17 protein-coding genes and 1 riboswitch are annotated in these 21,411 nt (G+C 46.2%); of the genes, 16 read left to right on the forward strand and 1 reads right to left on the reverse strand.

The features are described from left to right. Positions 1-16 precede the first annotated feature (16 nt). From EL262_RS03580 to EL262_RS03655, 16 genes are all read left to right on the forward strand, one after another. Positions 17-997 (forward strand): N-acetyl-gamma-glutamyl-phosphate reductase, encoded by a 981-nt coding sequence (locus EL262_RS03580; RefSeq protein WP_025838412.1) that lies wholly within the window; start codon positions 17-19, stop codon positions 995-997. A 403-nt stretch (positions 998-1,400) separates the two neighbouring features. Next, on the forward strand, positions 1,401-2,354 hold the full coding sequence (locus EL262_RS03585) for an NAD-dependent epimerase/dehydratase family protein (protein WP_025838410.1): 954 nt from the start codon (positions 1,401-1,403) through the stop codon (positions 2,352-2,354). 895 nt (positions 2,355-3,249) lie between these two features. Next, entirely contained in the window at positions 3,250-3,432 is a 183-nt protein-coding gene (locus EL262_RS03590) for a hypothetical protein (protein ID WP_126464351.1), read from the forward strand. Positions 3,433-3,746: 314 nt separating this feature from the next. Then, a complete protein-coding gene (thrS, locus tag EL262_RS03595; protein WP_025838404.1) occupies positions 3,747-5,702 on the forward strand; it encodes a threonine--tRNA ligase in 1,956 nt (651 codons plus the stop codon). A gap of 68 nt (positions 5,703-5,770) precedes the next feature. Continuing rightward, a complete protein-coding gene (infC, locus tag EL262_RS03600; RefSeq protein ID WP_036853696.1) occupies positions 5,771-6,373 on the forward strand; it encodes a translation initiation factor IF-3 in 603 nt (200 codons plus the stop codon). Between the two features lie 113 nt (positions 6,374-6,486). After that, the gene (gene rpmI / locus EL262_RS03605) at positions 6,487-6,684 is read left to right on the forward strand and encodes a 50S ribosomal protein L35 (protein ID WP_025838402.1); all 198 of its coding nucleotides are present in this window, start codon (positions 6,487-6,489) and stop codon (positions 6,682-6,684) included. A gap of 139 nt (positions 6,685-6,823) precedes the next feature. Then, positions 6,824-7,168, forward strand: a complete 345-nt coding sequence (gene rplT / locus EL262_RS03610) for a 50S ribosomal protein L20 (protein ID WP_025838400.1) — start codon at positions 6,824-6,826, stop codon at positions 7,166-7,168. Between the two features lie 144 nt (positions 7,169-7,312). Continuing rightward, complete coding sequence (gene xerD, locus EL262_RS03615) at positions 7,313-8,224, forward strand: site-specific tyrosine recombinase XerD (protein ID WP_025838399.1); 912 nt, start codon at positions 7,313-7,315, stop codon at positions 8,222-8,224. Positions 8,225-8,524: 300 nt separating this feature from the next. Beyond that, positions 8,525-10,135: an L-aspartate oxidase gene (gene nadB, locus EL262_RS03620; RefSeq protein WP_078735828.1), complete on the forward strand. Its 1,611-nt coding sequence runs from the start codon at positions 8,525-8,527 to the stop codon at positions 10,133-10,135. Next, positions 10,128-10,985 carry a carboxylating nicotinate-nucleotide diphosphorylase gene (gene nadC / locus EL262_RS03625; protein WP_025838397.1) on the forward strand — a complete coding sequence of 286 codons (858 nt, stop codon included), beginning with the start codon at positions 10,128-10,130 and terminating at the stop codon, positions 10,983-10,985. Before nadB ends, nadC begins: the two co-directional genes overlap by 8 nt. A 16-nt stretch (positions 10,986-11,001) precedes the next feature. Then, positions 11,002-11,949: a quinolinate synthase NadA gene (gene nadA, locus EL262_RS03630; RefSeq protein ID WP_025838394.1), complete on the forward strand. Its 948-nt coding sequence runs from the start codon at positions 11,002-11,004 to the stop codon at positions 11,947-11,949. Between the two features lie 292 nt (positions 11,950-12,241). Further along, positions 12,242-12,337: riboswitch (TPP riboswitch) on the forward strand. Positions 12,338-12,489: 152 nt separating this feature from the next. Beyond that, positions 12,490-14,730, forward strand: a complete 2,241-nt coding sequence (locus EL262_RS03635; RefSeq protein WP_234983430.1) for a TonB-dependent receptor — start codon at positions 12,490-12,492, stop codon at positions 14,728-14,730. Positions 14,731-15,266: 536 nt separating this feature from the next. Continuing rightward, positions 15,267-15,494 carry a hypothetical protein gene (locus tag EL262_RS03640; RefSeq protein WP_025838392.1) on the forward strand — a complete coding sequence of 76 codons (228 nt, stop codon included), beginning with the start codon at positions 15,267-15,269 and terminating at the stop codon, positions 15,492-15,494. Beyond that, the gene (locus EL262_RS03645; RefSeq protein ID WP_223191292.1) at positions 15,494-16,966 is read left to right on the forward strand and encodes a bifunctional metallophosphatase/5'-nucleotidase; all 1,473 of its coding nucleotides are present in this window, start codon (positions 15,494-15,496) and stop codon (positions 16,964-16,966) included. The genes EL262_RS03640 and EL262_RS03645 overlap by 1 nt, the downstream gene beginning before the upstream one ends. 303 nt (positions 16,967-17,269) lie before the next feature. Then, positions 17,270-18,445 carry a M24 family metallopeptidase gene (locus tag EL262_RS03650; RefSeq protein WP_025838388.1) on the forward strand — a complete coding sequence of 392 codons (1,176 nt, stop codon included), beginning with the start codon at positions 17,270-17,272 and terminating at the stop codon, positions 18,443-18,445. 31 nt (positions 18,446-18,476) lie between these two features. Continuing rightward, the gene (locus tag EL262_RS03655; protein WP_025838386.1) at positions 18,477-20,186 is read left to right on the forward strand and encodes an alkaline phosphatase; all 1,710 of its coding nucleotides are present in this window, start codon (positions 18,477-18,479) and stop codon (positions 20,184-20,186) included. A gap of 124 nt (positions 20,187-20,310) precedes the next feature. Here the strand turns inward: EL262_RS03655 and ribD are convergent, their stop codons facing one another. Next, on the reverse strand, positions 20,311-21,372 hold the full coding sequence (ribD, locus tag EL262_RS03660) for a bifunctional diaminohydroxyphosphoribosylaminopyrimidine deaminase/5-amino-6-(5-phosphoribosylamino)uracil reductase RibD (RefSeq protein WP_036853693.1): 1,062 nt from the start codon (positions 21,370-21,372) through the stop codon (positions 20,311-20,313). Positions 21,373-21,411 lie beyond the last annotated feature (39 nt).

The following is a 21,411-nucleotide window of genomic DNA, read 5'->3' on the forward strand; positions in this document are numbered from 1 at the left end:
AAAACATTGTCTTGGTATGTTTAACGTAGGAATAGTAGGAAGCGAAGGATACGCAGTAGGTGAACTATTCAGCCTGCTCATCAACCATCCTGACGTCATCCTTCGCAGGGTCTATGCCCCCGGCAGAGCCGGTACTGTGGTCAACGACGTCCATCCCGGTCTTTTTGGCGAACGCCGAATGGAGTTCACAGATGAGGCTAAGTTTGACGACTTGGATGTACTCTTCATCTGCCTTCAGACAGGAGCATCCAGAGCATTTCTGAACACGCACAAACTACCTGACAATCTCAAGGTGATAGACTTCTCCTTGGAGCATCGTCTCCCAACCGAAGGTGTCGATGGAGGTTTTGTATATGGCTTGCCGGAGTCTTACCGACGTCGTATATGTAGTGCGGACAGGGTCGCCGTACCGGGGTGTTTTGCCAGCTCGATAGCCATCGGCCTGATCCCACTTGCGAAGCATTTGCTCCTCAATAATGAGATACACATCCACTCCGTTGCAGGCAAGACCGAAGCAGCCGCTCGTCCGAGAGAAGGCTCGCCGTTGTCCTACAATATGCTGTTCGATGACTTCTCGATCTACCGACCATTCGTCCACCCTCAGATCGACGAGGTGCGCAACACGCTGTGTGATATCCAAAAGAGTTTCCAACAACGACTCAACTTTATCCCCATGCGTGCCAACTACGCCAGAGGTATATACACATCCATATATACCGAATGTAACGTAGAACTACACACGATAAGAGAAATGTACGAAGAGTACTACGACGATCACTCGTTCATACACATCGTGGACAAATTCCCCGATGTCAGGGATATTGCCAACACCAACAACTGTCTGCTCCACCTTTCCAAGCACGAAGGCAAACTGTTGATCGTCTCTACCTTGGACAACCTCCTCAAAGGAGCCGCGGGCACAGCCATACACATCATGAATCTCATGACAGGCCTCGTAGAGACGACAGGACTGAGGGTAAAATCCTCTTCATTCTGACAGTTACGACCACCGATACAAAATGAGGGTTAGTGGGTAAAATCCACTAACCCTCATTTTGCGTTGTATCGCCTTCGGATCATTGTCAGACCAAAAACTATAATTGTTTCGCCATACGACAAAGCACATTCCGGCACGAGACATAATGTCTCCTGCCCCATACCGGAACGCATTCTGTCTTCCATCGGAAAGGCTCATTTCATTCTTTTTTTCGGATGAGTCTCAGATATTTTGACACCCTTGATAAAAGTAGTATCTCAGAGATAAAAAAATATCTGATAATTTGTTTGTTAGGTCGTATTGATGTACTAACTTTGTCACCGCTAACGGTTAAGTATCGTTTCGATAATCTAACAAACGAGTATAAATTCAATAACCTAAATAAACGACAAAATTTTCTGTTATGAAGAATGTCCTCATCATCGGCTCAACAGGACAGATTGGTTCCGAGCTTGTTATGTACCTTCGTAGTATTTACAAAGATGGCAACATCGTTGCCGGGTATATCCCATCAGCTCCTCCCACAGGCGAACTCTTAGAGAGTGGTCCTGCAGAGATCGTGGACATCACCAATGCTCAACAGATCGCAGATGTCGTCGCAAAGTACAACGTAGACACTATCTACAACCTTGCTGCCCTACTCTCTGCTGTCGCTGAAAACAAACCCCAACTTGCATGGCACATCGGCTTGGGCGGATTGTTCAATACTCTTGAAGTGGCTCGAGAAAAGGGCTGCGCTGTATTCACTCCAAGTTCTATTGGTGCGTTTGGCCCTGAGACACCAAAGGACAACACCCCCCAAGATACCATTCAGCGCCCTAAGACCATGTATGGTGTGACCAAGGTGGCTGGTGAGCTCCTCAGCGACTACTACTTCAAGAGATTCGGTGTAGACACACGTTCGGTAAGATTCCCCGGTCTTATCTCATACATTGCACCTCCGGGAGGTGGTACTACCGACTACGCAGTAGATATCTACTATAAGGCGATCACAGATGGTAAGTTCGTCTGCCCTCTACAAGCAGGCACTTTCATGGATATGATGTATATGCCTGATGCTTTGAACGGTATGGTATCTCTTATGGAAGCTGATCCATCACGTCTCATCCACCGCAACTCGTTCAACATCGCCTCCATGAGTTTCGATCCTGAGATGATCTATGCAGCCATCCGTAAGCAAATCCCAACATTCGAGATGACTTATGAGATCGACGAGCTGCGCCAAGGTATCGCAAACTCTTGGCCAAACTCTCTCGACGACTCTTGCGCTCGCAGCGAGTGGGATTGGGCTCCAAAGTACGACTTGGACTCAATGACTGTCGATATGCTTGCTAAGCTCCGCGAAAAGTTGAAGTAAAAGAGTTTTCCTCCGCAAGAGACTCGATAAAACGAACCACCTCCGACAGCATAATCACAACAGTTGCCGGAGGTGGTTTTGCATATGGGAAGTTTATTATTAAAAGTTTTTTGAAGATTTTCCTTCTCTGCATTTTACCGTATCCTGAAGTGGGAACTTACGAGTCTTTCATAAAAGGAATTGTGAGACACTTATTTGCAATTACAATAATCTTCCTTGTGCAGTATCTTATATGACCATCTCCAAGGGATATGGAAAGAATGTTACGATGACCCTGATTTTATCACGGATCGTTGGCTGGATCGAATATAAGTTTACGGAAACAAATACTTATATGAAGACATCTTACGATGCATTATCACACAACACCTCTGTGGAGCAAGGCATCTATACTCTTGATCTCTCGGAAGATAATACATTGACACTGAACCCTCAAATATCTAACATCTCCAGCGTGAATTATATTATAGTAAACCAGACTCGCTCGGAAATGACTTGGCAAAAGGTTGGCACGACATATTCAAAAGGGATTTGAGGAACAAACTACCGACACTTCAAACATATTGAACAATAACCATAGGATCAGACTGAAGGTATATTTTTTAACACATCATCAATGAAAAATAAGAATCATTTCTTGAGCACTGCTTTCATATTCATAATGCTCCTTTGTTCCACTTCATCTTGCAACAAAAAGAATGCAGTTTTTTCAAAAGAATTGGAGCGTAAGTTTGAACGAATAGAGATCAATAAAACCTTTTCATTGGACACAATTCAAAACGAAGAATGGACTCATTTTTGTATAGTGCTCCCTTACATGAACTTGGACTCTCTGATCATAGCTAATGGAATTAAATGTAAGGAAGAGGACTTGTTAGAACTAAAAAGTTTGACAATGTCAGACAATATAAACACCCTGCTGTTCTTAATGGACAACACGCTTAAAAGGACTGAAATTCTTTCACGCTCTATAGCTGACTTCTCAGACATTGTACAGATCCACTCCATCATCTTTGAGCGTAAACAGACATTAACGATCAACAATGATAGATCTGTAAGCATCAGCAAGGATTTTTAGATTGCCTTGTTAGTTTTTTAGCCCAACCTATACCGTGCTGTCAACAAATGTGGGAAAGCAAGAGATACCGCATATGAAGACGGCAAAAAGTATTTCTAGGTCAAAACAAAAGCCTTTCTTTAGGTGACAACCATTTAGTCCTAAATTGTTGTACTTGACGATTGAACATAAAGTCTTGACATTATTGATAATTCCAGTGTAAGATGAGACAAAAAGTATTAACTTTGTGAAGTTATTTAAGTACTTTGAAATAAAGTGTCTTATCTGTCGGGCTGCAAGGCTTCCTAGGGGTAAGATGCATGAATGATCATATTATGAATATAAATATCACTTTTCCCGACGGCTCGGTACGTGAATATGCTTCAGGGGTGACTGCATTGCAGATCGCCGAAAGCATCAGTAGCAGGCTGGCACAAGATGTACTTGCAGCGACCGTCAATGGGAAGATCGTTGACCTTTCTCGTCCTATTACAGAGGATGCAGAAGTGAAGTTGCACAAGTGGGATGATGCCGAGGGCAAGCATGCTTTCTGGCACACAAGTGCTCACCTGATGGCAGAAGCCCTTCAGGAGCTTTACCCGGGCATTAAATTCGGGATCGGGCCTGCTATCGAAGCGGGTTTCTATTATGATGTCGATCCGGGTGCAGATGTACAAATACGTGAATCTGACCTACCTGCCATCGAGAAGAAGATGCAAGAGCTTGCAGCTCAAAAGTCTACTCTCGAGCGCAGAGAGATCTCCAAGAAAGATGCTCTCGACTATTGGAACGGCAAGGGAGACGAGTACAAGGTCGAACTCATCACCGACCTTGAAGACGGTACGATCACGACTTATACCCAAGGTGGATTTACAGACCTTTGTAGGGGACCACACTTGATCAATACTTCGCCCATCAAGGCGATCAAGCTCCTCAGTGTAGCAGGAGCTTATTGGCGTGGGGATGAGACTCGTCGTCAGTTGACCCGTATCTACGGTATCACTTTCCCAAAGAAGAAGATGCTTGACGAGTATCTCGAACTCCTCGAAGAAGCAAAGAAGCGTGACCACCGTAAGATCGGTAAGGAACTTGAACTCTTTGCATTCTCTCAAAATGTGGGAGCTGGCTTGCCATTGTGGTTACCAAGAGGGACACAGCTACGTCTCTCTCTCGAGGAATATTTGAAGAAGATCCAAAAGATCCACGGCTACGAGCAGGTGATGACCCCCCATATCGGTCATAAGAATCTCTATATAACCTCGGGGCACTACGCGAAGTATGGAGCAGACTCATTCCGCCCGATACAGACGCCACAAGAGGGCGAAGAGTTCATGCTCAAGCCGATGAACTGCCCTCACCACTGTGAAGTATACAAGACAAAACCTCGCTCGTACAAGGATCTACCTGTACGTCTCGCAGAGTTTGGCACGGTCTACCGCTACGAACAGAGTGGTGAGCTCCATGGACTTACCCGTGTGAGAGGGTTTACTCAGGATGATGCTCACCTCTTTTGTCGTCCCGATCAGATCAAAGAAGAGTTCATCAAGGTGATGGATATCATCTTCATCATCTTTAAGGCTCTTGACTTCGAAAACTTTGAAGCTCAGATCTCTCTCAGAGACAAAGAGAATAGAGAAAAATATATCGGCTCGGAAGAGAACTGGGAGAAGGCTGAACAAGCGATCATCGATGCTTGTCAAGAAGTGGGACTTCAAGCAAAGATCGAGTACGGAGAAGCTGCATTCTATGGTCCTAAGTTGGACTTCATGGTCAAAGATGCTTTGGGTCGCAGATGGCAGTTGGGTACGATACAAGTGGACTACAACTTGCCCGAAAGATTTGATCTCGAATACACCGGTGAGGATAACAAGAAGCACCGTCCGGTGATGATCCACCGTGCACCTTTCGGCTCCATGGAGCGTTTCGTAGCGGTACTGATCGAGCACACAGCAGGTCGCTTCCCTCTTTGGCTGGCACCTGACCAAGTGGCGATACTTCCTATCAGCGAGAAGTACAACGACTATGCCTATGGTGTGGCAAAGACTTTGGCACGCAATGACATCCGTGCATACGTCGATGATCGTAACGAAAAGATCGGTCGCAAGATCCGTGACAACGAACTTAAACGTATCCCATACCTCCTCATTGTCGGTGAGAAAGAAGCCGAAACTAACAGTGTATCTGTGAGAAAACATGGCGAAGGCGACTTAGGTTCGGAAGAAATTACTATCTTTGCGAACCGTATCTTGTCGGCAGTGGACGAACAGATGAACTCTTGGAGAAAGGAATAACTCCGAGAAGACTCTGATACACACTGTGTTTTAGAAGAAAAGATCGTTAAACAATTTAATTATACTGAATGGCAAACATTAGAAAACCTCAGGATTCAAAAGAACAGCATCGTATCAACGATCGCATCCGAGCAAAAGAAGTGAGGTTGGTCGGTGATAACGTAGAGCAAGGCGTCTATACACTTGCAGAAGCTAAGCGCATCGCTGATGAGCAGGATTTGGATCTTGTGGAGATTTCTCCTAATGCGGATCCTCCTGTGTGCAAGGTGATGGACTACCAAAAGTTCCTCTATCAACAGAAGAAGAAGCAAAAGGAGCAAAAGGCCAAGTCTGTCAAGGTTGTTGTCAAGGAGATTCGTTTCGGGCCTCAGACGGACGACCACGACTACAACTTTAAGCTCAAGCACGCCAAAGGCTTCTTGGAAGATGGATGCAAGTTGAAGGCTTATGTCTTCTTCCGTGGACGTTCGATCCTTTTCAAGGATCAAGGCGAGATGCTTTTACTACGTTTCGCAACAGATTTGGAAGAGTTTGCTAAGGTCGATCAGATGCCTGTACTTGAAGGGAAACGAATGATCATGATGTTTTCTCCCAAGAAAGCCGGAAGCGGAAAGAAGAAAGAAGCCTCTAAGGCTAAGGCTCAGGACGAACAAGAAGACAACGAGGAGTAAAGAGTTAGGTAAGATCACACGACCTTACTGACTTTCGGATAAAACAACAAATTAGGACGATAAGGCATATCGTCTGATATGAATATTTACAACTTAACAAATTAGTATTTGGAATGCCTAAAATGAAGACTATTTCCGGTGCCAAGAAGAGGTTCGCCCTCACCGGATCAGGTAAAATCAAGTGTAAGCATGCGTTCAAGAGCCACATCTTGACCAAAAAGACTAAGAAGCAAAAGAGAAACTTGACTAACTCATCTCTCGTACACAAGTTCGATGAGAAGAATGTCAAGACAATGCTTGGTCTTAGATAAGACAAGATGTTGTACACCACCGAAGGTGGGATGGACGTAACTACACTAAAAGATTTTTTTAACAGAGTGTTGAGCTGTTTGAACTAAAGAGTCTAACCACAAATATAGACCGCCCACACTCATAAGATTTTTAGAAACTATGCCAAGATCAGTAAATCATGTCGCTTCAAGAGCGAAGAGAAAAAGAATTTTGAAGCTTACCCGTGGTTATTACGGAGCTCGCCGCAATGTGTGGACAGTAGCGAAGAACACATGGGAAAAGGGTCTTACTTATGCTTACAGAGACCGTAAGAACAAAAAGAGAAACTTCCGTGCACTTTGGATCCAGCGTATCAATGCTGCTGCACGCCTCGAAGGTACGACCTACTCAAAGCTTATGGGAGCTCTTCACGCTAAGGGTATCGAAATCAATAGAAAAGTCCTTGCTGACCTTGCGATGAACCACCCTGAAGCATTCAAGGCTATCGTAGCGCAAGCGAAGTAAAAAGAGTATATCATACTTATATCACACTTACTCGCAATATCTCTTCGTCGATGATATTGTACGGAAACAAACGGCAATCTGTCCTCTGGTAGATTGTCGTTTGTTTTTTTGTTTTTCTGTATCTTCATCAAAAATACTCGTAATATGGGCGCAGACATCTTATCATCGCAGAACGAACTATTGGAGGATTACACACACTACCTCCTACTGGAGCGCAACCTCTCTCAGAATACGCTCCAAAGCTATGGTAATGATATCAAACACCTACTGTACTTTGCAGAGAAAGAAGCCAAAACAGTACAAGAGCTGACCTATGATGATTTACAATCCTTCGTAAGCTATCTCTACGACCTTGGAATAGCACACAGTTCAGTCGCCAGAGTTATTTCGGGCATCAAGTCGTTCTATCGTTTTTTGGAGTTGGAGGAGGTTGTCTCGGACAATCCCACTTATTTACTCGAATCACCCTACATCGGTCGCACATTACCCGACATCCTGACTGTCGAAGAGATAGATGCTTTGATCTCATCCATAGATACCGATACGGACATTGGTGTAAGGAATGCCGCCATCATCGAGTTGCTTTATAGTTGTGGACTACGTGTCAGCGAACTCTGTGCCTTGACCTTTCCTCAGTTGCACCTTGAAGCAGGCTTTGTCCAAGTGATCGGCAAAGGAAACAAAGAGCGTCTTGTCCCAATGTCTCCCGATGCCACCGCACGCATATCCGCCTATCTGCCTATTCGCCAGCGAATCGAAGCGAAACCGACGTTTGGGCATCACCTCTTCCTCAACCGCCTTCGCACAGCCATCAGTCGTCAGATGATCTTCATGATCATAAAAGACTTGGCAGAAGTGGCAGGAATCAAAAAAAGCATCTCACCTCATACGCTAAGACATTCGTTTGCAACACATTTATTGGAAGGAGGAGCACACCTACAAGCAATTAGAGAGATGCTCGGACACGTCAATATCGCAACCACAGAGATATACACCCACATCGATCGAAGCAAATTGAGAGACGAAATACTGCAACATCACCCCCGTAATAAATAAAAACTTTGTAGCTTTGCCTTTCAGATTACATGACTGATATAAGTTCGACCTAAAAAAGCACTCAAAGAGAGTAATAACAAGCAGACAAATCTCACTTTTGATGGATCCACTCTTGAAGTTCACGCAGAAAGAGCACACTCTTGACTACCCCAAAGTACAGGATTCGGAAACGAGGTTGCATAACTCGATTTCGAGCGTTATGCTTAATCTCTCTTAGGACGCAAGCCATTATGTCGAAAAAGTTTACACAAGGTTACATATAGTAGTCACAGCAGAACTTAAAATCTCTGATACGGAAGCATGAATATGTATGATTTCATTGTTGTTGGGGGAGGACTTGCCGGGCTATACACTGCTCTCTTCCTTAGTCGGGAGGGAAAGGTTGCATTGGTCTCGAATCGTTCGATAGAGGAGAGCAACTCATATATGGCGCAGGGAGGTATGGCGGCAGTCATGACCAAAGAGGACTCTCCCTCTCTGCACTTCCAAGATACTATCGAAGCTGGTCGAGGACTATGTGATTCCGAAGCTGTCAAGATATTGACGGAGGAAGCTCCTGAGCGCATCAAAGAACTCATCGAGCTCGGGATGCTGTTCGATACGGAAAGGGAGGGACAGCTCGCTCTGGGTCTAGAGGGCGGACATCATCGCAAACGTATCCTCCATGCAGGAGGTGACGCCACCGGTCGTATGGTGACATCATTCATGATAGAGCAAGTGAGGGCTAATGCCAACATAGAATTACTTCTCGATCATCATGTCCTACGTCTCCTTGTCGAGGACAATAAAGTCTACGGTATCCTCTCATACAGTCATACCACCAAGAGCATGGAAGCCTATCTATCGCCCATCGTCGTTTTGGCTACGGGAGGAGCCGCTGCACTATATGCTCCGACAACCAACCCTCCTCAGTCGCTTGGTGATGGCATTAGCATGGCCTACGAGGCCGGTGCCGACATTATGGACATGGAGTTTGTACAGTTTCACCCGACAGCGTTTTACACCCCGGACACCACCTCTTCATTTTTAATCAGCGAAGCCGTGCGGGGAGAAGGGGCTTATCTCTTGGACTCCGAAGGAAAAAGGTTTATGACCGGGCTGCATCCACTGGGCGAATTGGCACCGAGAGATACTGTCGCACGAGAGATATTCAAAGTCTTGAAGAGAGAAGACTCTTCTCACGTAACCCTTTCATTACAACACCTTGATCCCGAATATATCAAGAAGCGTTTCCCATCGATAGCAAAACACTGCGAACAGTTTGGCTATGATCTCTCCAGACAAATCCCTGTAGCTCCTGCCGCACATTATACCGTGGGCGGGATAAAGGTCAATCTCGAAGGAGAGACTTCCATCAGAGGCTTGTATGCTGTAGGAGAAGTGGCATCGACCGGTGTCATGGGAGCCAATAGATTGGCCTCCAATTCGCTTATAGAGTGTGCGGTCTTCGCACGGCGCATCGCAGATGCCGTCAACGTTCAGTGCCTGGATGATATAGAGACACTTCAAGAAAAAGCTCGGCAGATAGTAAAGTCATACTCATCCATATCACATCAAGAGAACGACAAATGGAACGACAACCTCTCCTCTTCCCTTCTCGCAGAACTCAAAGTCTTGATGATGCGGAATGTCGGCATTATCCGCACAGAGAAACAACTATCCGAAGCTATCAGCTGGATCGAGACCAAGCTATCAGAAATAGAGAGATATCGCACCCATTATCTCAGTGCGAATGTCTTATATATGAGATTTCGAGTGGCTTGGCTGATAGCAAGGTCGGCTCTCGAACGTTGCGAAAGCCGAGGTGGGCATTACCGCAGTGATTACCCTGAGACTCTATCGGACGATCACGCCTACAGAACAGAAATAAATAAGCACAAAATACTAAAAATCCGACTTCACAATGACTAAAAACAACTCAATGTTCTATCAACACGTTGATAGACTCATAACCATAGCTTTCGAAGAAGATCTCTTCACAGGTGACCTCGCAACCGATGCCATTATCTCTAAGTCCAAACAAGTCACAGCCATAATGACGGCGAAAGCTGATGGTGTGATCTCGGGTCTCGAAGTGGCAAAGATGGTGATTGACAAGCTTGGTGACAATACGTTTATCCCTCTTGTCAGAGATGGTGAAGCCGTAGTCAAAGGGCAAGATATCGTAAAGATCATTGCCCCCTATGCACAGCTATTGAGTAGCGAGCGCATCATGCTCAATTTTCTCCAGCGCATGTCAGGTATCGCTACAATGACAGCTCGTTGTGTCGCAAAACTTGAAGGCACTCACGCTCGCCTCCTTGACACCCGTAAGACCCTTCCCGGTCACCGCCTCACAGACAAGCTCGCTGTGAGACACGGTGGGGGTACCAATCATCGTATGGGGCTCTACGACATGGCCATGCTCAAGGACAACCACATCAAAGCAGCAGGCAGCATCACAGATGCCGTTCGTCAAGCAAAACAGTCACTACCTATATCCATTCAGATCGAGGTTGAAACCAAAGATATTGATGAAGTACGCGAAGCTCTCGCAGTCGGCGCTGATATCATCATGCTCGACAACATGTCCTTAGAACAAATGACCGAAGCAGTAAAACTCATCGATGGACGTGCCAAGACAGAGGCATCAGGCAATATCACACTCGAGACCATCGCAGGCGTAGCTCAGACAGGGGTCGACTTTATCAGCATGGGCGCACTGACGCACAGCGTCAAAGCTCTTGACATAAGCATGAACTTCACAGACCACCCATACTAAAAGACTCTCAAAACTCATGAATCAAACAGAACTTAACACCAAGTACGAAAGCCTTTACAAAGAGATAGAGGAGCTAAAGAAACAAAAGAATGCTGTCATCCTCTCTCACTTCTATACTCGCCCCGAAGTACAAAGAGCTGCCGACTATCTTGGAGACTCATTAGGACTTTCCCAGCAAGCGGCTGATACCACGGCAGACATCATTGTCTTCTGTGGTGTGCACTTCATGGCAGAGACCGCATCTATAATTTCGCCCAACAAAAAGATCCTCATCCCGGTAGAAAATGCAGGCTGCACACTTGCAGAGAGTGTTACCGGTGCTCAGCTTGCTGAATGGAAGTCCAAGTACCCAAATGGTATCGTTGTAAGCTATGTCAACACCTCTGCCGAAGTCAAGGCACATACCGACTACTGTGTGACATCAGCCAACGCTTTGAAGGTTGTACAGTCTCTGCCTAACGATGTTCCTATCCTCTTCGGACCGGACAAAAATCTCGGGGCTTACATCAATCGCATGACCGGGCGAAACATGGAGTTATGGCAAGGAGACTGCTATGTCCACAGACACATCACCCCGGACTTGGTACTCAAGTTTATCGATCTTTATCCAACGGCGGATATCCTTATTCATCCCGAGTCTGTAGCTTGCGATGACCCCAAGGTGCTGAAGCATGAGAGATGCCATGTAGGCTCGACAGCGGGGATCATGAAGCATCCCGCACAAGCCAATACAGATACATTTGTTATTGCCACCGAGCCCGAGACTCTATATGAGCTCAGACGCATCTATCCTGACAAGACTTTCATCCCCATAGCACCGGAGCATACTTGTGAATACATGAAGCTCACCACTCTCGAAGCACTCAGAGATGCTCTCTTGCATGAACGTTATGAAGTCAAGGTTGCTCCCGAAACTCGTAAAAAAGCCATTGTCTCCATCGAACGAATGATGAACGTAAAGTAAGTCCAAACATCCACTCAATATAATATCCATATCTCCCCCTTACTCAAACTTAGATCCCCTCTCCTGTATCAAGTTTAAGTAAGGGGAGTTTCTTTTACCGTTCCCTAAAAACTCCTCCTCACCTAATCTATCATCTCACTCGCCGGATAAGTCAAAATACATCCAAAAATCGTGGCCAACTTGAATCCCATCCTCAGGTTATAATGATTTAGAACAAACGCTCTTGCCGCAAACTCTCCTTTTATTTGTAAATCTACCATACCTTTGTTACCTTTGCAGGGATTTAATGATTAAAATCACTTAGGGGTGCTGTAGGTTTTACGGCTGAGAACAAACCCTTAGAACCTGATCGGATAATGCCGACGTAGGGAAAGTATTTAGGTTATGTGCCCGTCCGGGCTTCGACATATCACTTCAGATCATCTAAAAACTCCTACCCCTTCGTACGCCGTCAGCGTTTCACGGAATTGTGTCTCGTACTCCGATAGGGATTGATCATTCGATCAGAGTTATTCACTGTTTAAATCTGTTATTACAATAATGGTTAGAAAAAGTATTTCGATGCTGTCTTTGGCTATCCTCTTCGGAGCGATGACCACAAGGCTAATGGCGCAAGAGATGAAGTACGACATCAAAGATGAAGTCGAAGTCCTCGGTACTCGTCCGGGCGAGAAGACTCCTGTGACCCAACACCGTATCAAAGTGGACGACCTCACCAAGAAGTCCATCGCGTGGGACGTCCCTACCCTACTACAAGGGACGCCGTCTCTTGTTCTGTCGAGTGATGGTGGCATCATGGGAGGCTATACCTCATTCACCATCCGTGGAGTAGATGCTTCTCGTATCAATATCACGAACATGGGTGTTCCCCTCAATGATAGCGAGAGCCAGACGGTCTTCTGGGCAAATATGCCAGACTATGGCTCACGCCTTGATGACATCGTCATCGTCCGCGGAGCAGGATCTTCTACATTTGGAGCAGGATCTTTCGGAGCGACAATGGATATGCGTGGACGCAGACCAGCAAGAGAAGCAGGCGCACGCATTGCTACATATTGGGGCTCTTATGGTCTCAACCGCAATATGGTGAGCCTTGAGTCAGGTCGTCTGGCGAATGGATGGGCTTTCAGTGGTTATCTCTCCAAGATCAAAAGCGATGGGTATGTCGACCGCACAGGTGGCAAGGGTACAGCTTACTATCTCCATGCATCGCACAGAGGTGAGTCCACAAGCCTTGACATCATTCACAACTATGGCGAACAGCAGACGGGTATAGGCTGGAGAGGCCTTTCAGACGAAAATAAGGAGATCTTCGGCCGTCGTTTCAACGAAGCAGGGCTCATCAATCCTTCCGAGGCAAAAAAAGACCCCTCGGTAGCAAAGTACCACTACAATACAGACAATTACAACCAAGGTCACACCTACCTTATCTTCAAGCAAGACCTTATGCCGGGCTTGAAGTACGGTGCCACACTCCACTACACCAAGGGTGACGGTTATGCACACGAGTACCGTACAGGACGTAAGTTCAAGGACTATGATCTTCCTACTGTAGACGGCAAGAAGAGAACTTCACTCATCCGTAACAAACACTTGGACAACGATTTCTATGGTGCGATCATCAACCTTGACTACAACCGCAATGGTTTGCACCTCTCTGCCGGTGTTGCAGGCAACAGCTATACCAACCATCACTTCGGAACATTGGACTTTGTCATGGACAAGACACCGGACTTCATCCCCGGCCAAGAGTATTACCGCAACAAAAGCAAGAAGTCTGACTACTCTGCTTATCTCAAAGGAGAATACACCATCTTCGACAACACTCTCCTCTACGGAGACATCATGTACCGTCACATCACACATAAGATGAACGGCACAACAGACAGCTTCAACGATGTCACGAGCAAGCTCGATGTCCTCGACTATGATCTGAAGTACAACTTCTTCTTGCCTAAGGTCGGTATCCACCAGACCATCAACCGCAACCTCAGCGTTTACGCTTCATTTGCAATGGCTGGCAAGGAGCCTACTCGAAAGACATACACAGAGAGCATTAAATCTGAAAATGGCCTCATATCTCACCCAAAGCCTGAGTTCTTGATGGACTACGAATTGGGCTTCAACTGGAAGGTCAAGAATTTTGCCCTCAGCATCAATGGCTACTTTATGGACTACAAGGATCAACTCATCGTCAGCGGCAAGTACAGCGATGTCGGTGAACCTATTCACGTCAACGTACCTAAAAGTTACCGTACAGGTGTGGAAGCATCAGTGTCATGGGACATCCTCCGCTCACTCTTCGTGCAGTCCAACTTGACCCTTAGCCGCAACATCATCAAGAATTATGAGTTTGTTGAAGGGGACAAAAACTGGAACCCTCTCTCTGTCGTTCTTGACGAAACTCCAATAGCTATGAGTCCATCGGTAATCTTCAACCACACCATCGGCTGGTCTCCAATCAAGCCTCTCCAACTTCTCCTTACGGGCAACTATGTCGGCAAAAGACACATGGACAACTCCGGCTTGGAAGATCGTACTCTGCCAGCTTATTACACATCAAACCTCAAACTCAACTACAGCCATTCACTCTGCTCCGGTCGTAGCATTACCCTCTCATTCCAAATCAACAACCTCTACAACCAAGCCTACGACAACACAGGCTACGTAGAAGGGTACTATGAGAAGAAGGGTGAAGAGATCATCAGGAAGGTGGGTAATCGAGTCGTATGGCCATCGGCACCTATCCACTTTGTTGGTGGAGTGACCATAGATATCTAAATCCAACAAAGTCTCTAAGGGACAATTTCTCTCGGCTCACAATCACAACACATAAAACCTAATAGGGTGTATCAAAAAAGATTTTGATACACCCTATTTTATGCTTAGCTCCCACAAAAGTGCATAGCCCCTAAAGACAGAAGTTGAAAGCAAGGAAACCATTTTATAGTCCGGAACCCAAAGGCTCGATCAGAGGACAGCAGTTTTGAGACTATGACACAACTATCTTTCCCTACTTCAAGGCTCCTATATCTATCTTGTGACAGAATGCATTCTGGCATGGGGCAGAAAACTTTCTGTCGGGCATCAGAATGCATTCTGCCCAACGAACGACCAACATTTCTCTACAAAAACAATACGCAAACACCCAATGTCAAAAAGAGATACAGTGTGCTCGTGGTGACTCTTTAACAAGCTGACTTCACTCAGTGGGCGGAAAAGGCCTTTGGAAAAGTCTTTTCCTTATATTCTTTTTGAGAAGGCAGATATTTTTCATAAATTCGACGATGTGTTAGCTAAGCACGAGGGACATTGAGATGAAAGTCACAGTCAATGGTGAGGAGATACATGTGTATGAGGGGGCAAGGGCAGGAGACGCAGTGCGTACCTACCTCTCCGATAGAGGGGCCTCTACCCCTCTCTCATCCTTGCACATCTGCGATCGTTGGGGCAATGAGATTGACCATGACGGTAGTATCAACAGTGGGGCTCAACTGATAGTCACAATCAATACTGATTCAATAAATCTAAAAACAAACAAATGATGAAACGAACAAAGGCCTTAATGGTACTTGCCACTCTTGCGATGATCGTAAGCAGTTGTGGTACTATGGGGAGGAAGGCCCCCATCCGCAAGTCTGACCGACAGATCACGATCTTGGCAGTGAATGATATGCACGCAGCCATAGACAACTTCCCTCGCCTGGGATACATCACGGACAGTCTTCGTGTGATATATCCTCATCTTCTACTTCTTTCGGGCGGGGACAATCAAACCGGTAACCCCGTCAATGATCAGTATCCTGAAAAGGGATTGCCTATGATCGAGCTGATGAACGCCATGAAGTTTGACATCTCGGCAGTGGGAAATCACGAATTCGATTCGAAATTGGAGGGTTTTGCTTCGCTATCAAACAAAGCGAACTTCCCCTTCCTATGTGCCAATCTCACGCAACCCGAAGGCTCCGATTTCAAGATCAAGCCATATCACATCTTGACTACCGGCGATGGTGTGAGAGTGGCAGTGGCTTCTGTCCTGCATATCAACAGCACCGGCATACCTGACAGTCACCCGGACAATGTCAAGGGCTTTGTCTTCCTTGATCCATTCAAGGTGGGGCAAGAGCTGATGCATCTCAAAGACAGCGCAGAGGTCTTGATATACCTCAATCATTTCGGCATCGAAAATGATGTCGAGCTTGCGAAACTATTGGATCCGAAAGCTACACCACTCATCATAGGGGGACATTCGCACACAAAGGTGGACAAGGAATTGATCGAAAATGGAATCATGATCACTCAGGCGGCAAGCAAACTCAAATTTGCAACACTCATACAGCTCACACTCAAGTCGGATGGGAGCATAGAGCGTAAAATGAAGCTCATACCTGTGGGTAAGCAGGGAAATGTCCGTCGCGATCTAAAAGAGCTGGTAGACCGATACAACAACAGCCCCGAACTCAAGCAGGTTATTGCGACAGCAGAGGAGGACTTCTCGAGTCACGATCAACTGGGTTATCTCATGGTCGATGCTCTTCGTGCGGGGACAGAGACGGACTTGTCTCTGATCAATCCCGGAGGTGTGCGCATAGACCGCTTACCTAAGGGAGACATTAGCATCATGAATGTATATTCCCTCGATCCATTCGGCAACGAAGCTATTGTCCTTCATCTCACAGGCCAAGAACTGCTCAACCTTCATTATGCAGCGTTCGAATTGGACAATAGGATGCCACTCTATCCATCAGGCTTCAAGTCAGAGTATACCATCAATAAAGATGGCAGTCTCAAGGAAGTAAAACTCTTCAATGCCGACGGCACACCTCTTGATCTCAATAAAACTTACTCAATATCGATGAATAGTTACATCACTTCGGTGTATAAGTACGAACATAAGGATCAGGGTCGGAGTTTGTTCGTTACCACTGCGGAAAATATGATCGAGTATCTGAAGAAACTCAAAGTAGTGCCAAGCTATCAAAAGGAAAACAGAGTGAAAGTAAATAAAGAGAAGTAACCACTAAACCTCTCTAAAAGATAAATACAAATAAAGTAAAGCGAACTCTTCAAGAAAGGTTGTCTGAGTTGATGAAACAAGCTAATTTCCTTGATTTCGAATATCAAACACCTTCGGTTCGGACATAAAACGCTTTATGCCGAACCCATACCAATAAGATATCTGGAACAATCTGTCGGATGTTTTTACCGATGATTGTTCCATTTTTTAGTCGGTCAAATTGACGGAGATGAAAGGGCGTTTGAGAAAAGAAAAAAGTAACTTTGTGTACTCAAAAATAAAATCTACAAAAATCAATTTATAATGAATATCACACATGAAGAGTTGTCGCTCCGTTGCCAAAAGGTCAGCAAGGCTCTGATGGACAATGATTGCGAGGCTGTCTTACTACGAAGCATCCCCAACCACATTTACCTCACGGGAAGCGTATTCTTAGGATTTACTTTTCTCAAAGCCGGGGAAGCTCCCATATTCTTTGCCGAAAAGCCGTCACAGGCATTGGCCGGGTATGACCGTGCTCACCTGATCCGAAAACCGGAACAGATGCCGGAGATATTGGCCGAATATGGTTATGAGATCAATGGCAAAACCTGTATCGAATCTTCTACCCTGCCCTATGCGGAGTACCAACGGCTGAGCAAAGTATCGAAAGACGGAACTTTTTCCCCCATCGATGCCTCTGTACTCATGCGTACCGTGCGAAGTGTCAAGACTTCTGTCGAAATCGAGATCATTCGCCAAGCCGCTCTCCCACACATGGAGATTTACAAGATAGCCCCCTCTCTTTTTAAGAAAGGGATGACCGACCTTGAATGGCAATTCGCCATCGAGTACGAGATGCGTAAGCGTGGTTCGATCGGTGTGTTCAGATGCTTTGGGCCTCGTATGGAGATATTCATGGGTAATATAGCAGCAGGTAACAATGCTAATATCTCTGCCCCATACGACTTCACGATGGGTGGACAGGGAGTGCCGGCAATGCCTATGGGTGCTTCGGGGCAAGTCATCTCAGAAGGCATGACACTCATGCTCGATATGGCTGGTAATTATAGTCCCTACAACACCGACATCACTCGAGTCTATGCCTACGGTAAGGTAGATCAAAAGGCTATCGATGCCCATAATCTTTCGATAGAGATGCACCGTTACTTTGAATCCCAAGTGAAGCCCGGGGTCGAGCTTGCAGAGGTCTATAACCACTGTACAAAGATGGCAGAAGAGGCCGGTCTGTCCGCACATTTCATGGGACAAGACCATCAGGTAAAGTTCGTCGGCCATGGTGTAGGCATAGAAATAAACGAACCTCCGGTGATGACACCCAGATGGAAAGGAGTATTTGAGCCCGGAATGGTGATGGCATTCGAACCAAAGTTTGTCCTTGCTCCTACGGGCGCACTCGGTATCGAAAATACTTACCTGATCACCGAGACTGGTGTCGAAAATCTCACTCCTCTTCCGGAGGAAATTGTTTACTTGTGAACCAAACCACTTTTATCAAAGTAACAAAGCCATGCAAAGAAGATTATCCATACTATTAGCCCTTATTTTGGTATTCAACGGACTGTTCGGAACAACTATGTTCGGAGCAGAGAATGGTAAGGCAAGGAAAATACGTCCGGTAAAGAATGTCATCCTCATGATTGCGGATGGAGCATCCCTTCCTGCGTTGTCCTTGGCTCGCTGGTACCAACGCACTCAAGATCCGAAAAATACTCGTCTCCATCTGGACCCTTACCTTTCAGGCACGATCTTGACATACTGCTCGAACGCTCCCATCGGAGACTCGGCACCGACGACCTCTTGTTACATGACAGGTATTCCGTCCATCAAGGGTTTCGTGTCTACATATCCTTATTCGGACGGAGCCAACGATCTTATACCTCTCGAAGCTTCAAGGGAATACAGCCCAATCATGACTCTTTTGGAAGCCACAAGGATACTTCAAGATCGTAAGACCGGCTTGGTATTCACTTGTGAGTTTCCTCACGCCACACCGGCAGACTGCTCTGCGCACAGTTACAACCGTAAGCGTTACGAATGGATAGCACCCCAGATGATACACAGCAATCTCGATGTAGTTATCGGAGGGGGAGCATCACTCATCACCCCCGAGCGTAAAAAGACATTGGAAGCACTTGACAACAAGGTCTATCTTAACGACCTCGAAGGCATGAGGGCCCATGAAGATGGCAAGATGTGGAGTTTGTTTGGAGATATGGATATGCCTTACGACATCGACAGAGATCCTCTTAAGATGCCGTCTCTCGCAGAGATGACATCAACAGCCATCAAGCATCTCGATGACGATGATGAAGGCTTCTTTCTCATGGTCGAAGGAAGCAAGGTGGACTGGGCAGCTCATGCCAATGATCCTGTTGGTATAGCGACGGAGTTCCTCGCTTTCGATAGGGCCTGCCAGGTCGCTCTGGACTTTGCAAAAAAGGATGGCAACACTGTCGTCATCATGACCTCGGATCATGGTAACAGTGGACTAAGTATCGGTGTGCAAGGGCTTAACAACTACTCCGGAGCTTCTCAAGAGAAGCTCTTCGGGCCACTCGTCAGAGTGAAAAAAACAGCTGATGGCATTGCAGCGATTTTGCAGGAAGTTCCCTTTGCCCAAGCCTCCGAGATCTTCCGAAAAGAAGCCGGCATCGAGCTTACTACCGAAGATTTGGCACAACTACAACACGTCGATGGTTACAAACAAAGTCCACTTCCTGTCTCCGAACGCAACATCGGCAAGGGGAAAAAGGAGGCGTTATATTCAGGCTCTTTATCATCATTTGTGGCGCACATCTTCCGCAAGAATATGTACTTCGGGTTTACGACATTCGGACATACGGGAGAGGATGTATTTTTGGCAGTCTATGCCCCCGAAGACACCCAAAGGATGATGGGCTTCAACACAAACATCGAGTTGCACGACTATATGCGGGCTCTCCTCGGCCTTGAAACAAGCATGATCACACTTACAGATAAGTACTTTGCTCCTCATGACAAAGTCTTCAAAGGAATGAATGTGACGATCAAAGGGAAAAAGCCTGAGGACAAACAACTCATCGTAAGGCACAAGGGCAAAACAATGACCATCTCGGCGTTCTCTACGGATGTACAGCTCAATAAGAAAAAGTTCAGAACCAAGACACCCGCCGTTTATGTAGACAAAAAAGACTTATTCTACATCGACATATCTCTCTTGGACGAACTGAAAGACTAAACCTTACAACGATCCGGTGCCACCTTGGAGTAATCTTCTCATGGTAGGCACCGGAATCTTTTTTGGCGAGAAACAGCAAAGTATTCTGTCTTCGAACAAAAATCGTAAATAACTGACTTCAGGATTATCTCTCCGAGAAACGTCGGTAAAGGTCGATGACCCGACCATCAATGGTATGGCTATCCACCTTCCGGGCAGAGGATAAGTCAGGAGCTTTTATCCCCTCTTCAAACAAATCGAAGGGAGCTTTTTCTATGCGTGCCTCATCCCAAAGACCTGCCGAGATAAAAGAAGATAAAGTATAACTACCACCTTCAACAAGGAGAGATGTCTTTTCGTCTTTCATCAAATGAGTCATCAAGCCATCAAGCATCTCTTCCTCACGGTCGACAGCAAGCACCTTGAAAGTGTGATGATCGACAGCATCCATTGTTGCTTTTGTAGTCACAACCGTCCAACGTTTGGCATCATCATAAGTAGCCAACACATCAAAACTTTCCCCCCTCGGATCAAGGACAAAGGGGGCCGGATTATTCCCTGTCCAAAGCCTATTTGAAAGACGAGCTCTATCTAAGAGTATTGTCCTTGCTCCCACAAGGATAGCAGAGTGACGGCTACGCTCTCGATGTACGAGCATAGCACTGAAAGGACTTGAAAATATGATTGGGCTTCCCTCCGTCCTTTGTCTGTCCATATAGCCGTCTTGGCTCTGTGCCCACTTGAGGGTGATGAATGGACGATGTCGTTCCTGATTGGTCATAAACACCCTTGCAACTTCTCGACACTCAAGTGAGAGACAGCCCACAAGAACTTGTATGCCATTACTTCTCAAGATATCTATCCCCTTGCCGGCAACAAGGGGATTGGGATCTGTCGTACCAACAACGACACGAGGCACACCTCTCTCGACAAGCATAGAAGCACACGATGGTGTCCTTCCCACATGTGCACAAGGCTCCAAGGTTACATACATTGTGGCATGCTGAATGAGAAATTTATCCTCATCTCTGACACTTCGAAGACACTCGACTTCGGCATGCCCTTCACCACGCTTTTTGTGATAGCCTTCACCGATGATACGCACATCGTTAGGATCTTCGTCGTACACCAACACAGCTCCGACATGAGGATTAGGACTGACGGATTGAGGTTCCGCCTGCCGTGCCAGTTGTATCGCTCGTGCCATAAATCTCTCGTCACATAGTATCATAAGCCGATATTTCAG

It is taken from the genome of Porphyromonas cangingivalis (assembly GCF_900638305.1).
GTDB lineage: Bacteria > Bacteroidota > Bacteroidia > Bacteroidales > Porphyromonadaceae > Porphyromonas_A > Porphyromonas_A cangingivalis.